The 2053-nt window shown below is 67.2% G+C and carries 2 protein-coding genes; both read left to right on the top strand.

Annotated elements, in window-relative coordinates; all coding sequences use genetic code 11:
• On the top strand, positions 1 to 692 hold a 692-nt coding region (locus I55_RS08905; RefSeq protein ID WP_044560170.1), incomplete at its 5' end, for a class I SAM-dependent rRNA methyltransferase.
• Between the two features lie 321 nt (positions 693 to 1013).
• Positions 1014 to 2018, top strand: a complete 1005-nt coding sequence (nadA, locus tag I55_RS08910; protein ID WP_049973968.1) for a quinolinate synthase NadA — start codon at positions 1014 to 1016, stop codon at positions 2016 to 2018.
• Positions 2019 to 2053 lie beyond the last annotated feature (35 nt).

The following is a 2053-nucleotide window of genomic DNA, read 5'->3' on the forward strand; positions in this document are numbered from 1 at the left end:
AAGGGGTGGGGGAAGAGGTGCGCGTGCCGTGGGGCGCGTTCGACGGCCCCTCCGGGTGGAAAGAGAACGGCGCCACCTTCTTCGCCGACCCGGCCGGCGGGCAGAAGACGGGTTGGTTCTACGACCAGCGCGACAACCGCGCCTTCTTCGCCAATCTGGCCCAGGGCCGGTCCGTCATCGACTTCTACAGCTACTGCGGCGGTTTCGGCGTGCTGGCCGCCACCCGGGGTGCCGCGCGCACCGTGCTGGTCGACCGCTCGGCCGGCGCCCTGGAACTGGCGGGCAAGGCGGCGGCGGCCAACGGCGTCGCCGACAAGGTCGAACTGCGCAAGGCCGACGCCTTCGCCGAACTGGAACGCCTGGTCGAGGCCGGCGAAACGTTCGACGTGGTGATCTGCGATCCGCCAGCCTTCGTGAAGTCCAAGAAGGATCTGGCCAACGGCAGCCGGGCGTACCGCAAGCTGGCCAAGCTGGGCGCCCAGATCACCGCCCCCGGCGGCATCCTGCTGGTGGCGAGCTGCAGCCACAACATGCCGCCCGAGACCTTTGCCGACCTGGTGGCCAAGGGCCTGGGGGACGCCCGCCGCCAGGGCCGCATCTTGCGCTTCGCCGGCGCCGGTCCGGATCACCCGGTGCACCCCCTGCTGCCGGAAAGCGCCTACCTTAAAGCCGAAGTGTTCGCGTTGGACTAAGGGACAAGGCCCACGCTTGGGGGTTCTTGATCGCCATTAACTATCCTGGGGAGGCGGCTGATTTCAGCCGCTTTTTTCTTTTTCGCGGGTCGCTTCCTCGCACCCGCAGCGATGCGGTGGACCCGGGGCACCCCTGTGACAGTTACATGAATGGGCCCCATCAGCGGGCTTGACACCCCTTATGCTCCAGGCGAGCATTAGTCACCCTAATGCTCAAATAGAGCATAAGGGTGGAAACAGGGAAGGATGTCCCCGCTTGCCGCGCCGCGGGGACCGGCCATTCGGGCCGATGGTGGGCGCGTCCGTTTGCCAGGTGTCCCGATGTCCGTTGCCGAGCTTGAGTACACGCCCGCCGTCGCCGCCGCGACCCGCCCCCTGTATGAGCGGGTGGCCAAGGTGATCCCGGAGGTGGAGTGGCCCTTCCATGCGCCGCTGGTGCACGCCATCAACACGCTGAAGAAGGAACGCAACGCCGTCATCCTGGCGCACAACTACCAGACGCCGGAAATCTTCCACTGTGTCTCCGACATCGTGGGCGACAGCCTGGCGCTGGCGCGCAAGGCGGCGCAGACCGACGCCGACGTCATCGTCATGGCCGGCGTGCACTTCATGGCGGAGACGGCCAAGATCCTGAACCCGTCCAAGACGGTGCTGATGCCCGACATGCGGGCCGGCTGCTCCCTGGCCGACAGCATCACCGCCGCCGACATCCGCCTGCTGCGCGAGGCGCACCCCGGCGTGCCGGTGGTGACCTACGTCAACACCTCGGCCGAGGTGAAGGCGGAAAGCGACATCTGCTGCACCTCCGGCAACGCCGTGGAGATCGTGGAATCGCTGGACAGCGACAGCGTGCTGTTCCTGCCGGACGAGTACCTGGCCAGCTGGGTCGCCACCCAGACCAAGAAGAAGATCATCGCGTGGAAGGGCCATTGCGAGGTGCATGAGCGCTTCACGGGCGCGGAGCTGCGCGACTATCGCGGCCGCTTCAAGGACCTGACCATCATCGCCCACCCGGAGTGCCCGCCCGAGGTGCTGGCGGAGGCCGACTTCGTCGGCAGCACCGCCCGCATGGTGGATTACGTGGGCGAGGCGCGGCCCAAGCGGGTGCTGATGGTCACCGAATGCTCCATGAGCGACAACGTCGCCACCGAGTATCCGGACGTGGAGTTCATCCGCCCCTGCAACCTGTGCCCCCACATGAAGCGGGTCAGCCTCTCCAACATCCTGGAGTCGCTGCGGACCCTGGAACCGAAGGTGGAGATCGACCCAGCGGTGGCCCAGCGCGCCCGCCTGGCGGTGGAGCGCATGCTGGCCGTGGGCCGCTGATCCTCCTTATCCCCTCGTCTTCCCGTCCTCTTGGA

The sequence above is a fragment of the Azospirillum sp. B4 genome (assembly GCF_000333275.1).
In the GTDB taxonomy this organism is placed as follows: Bacteria; Pseudomonadota; Alphaproteobacteria; order Azospirillales; family Azospirillaceae; genus Nitrospirillum.

What these genes read in the sequence shown, in the direction of transcription:
- nadA (WP_049973968.1), top strand. Translation starts at nt 1,014, where the DNA reads ATGTCCGTTGCCGAGCTTGAGTACACGCCCGCCGTCGCCGCCGCGACC.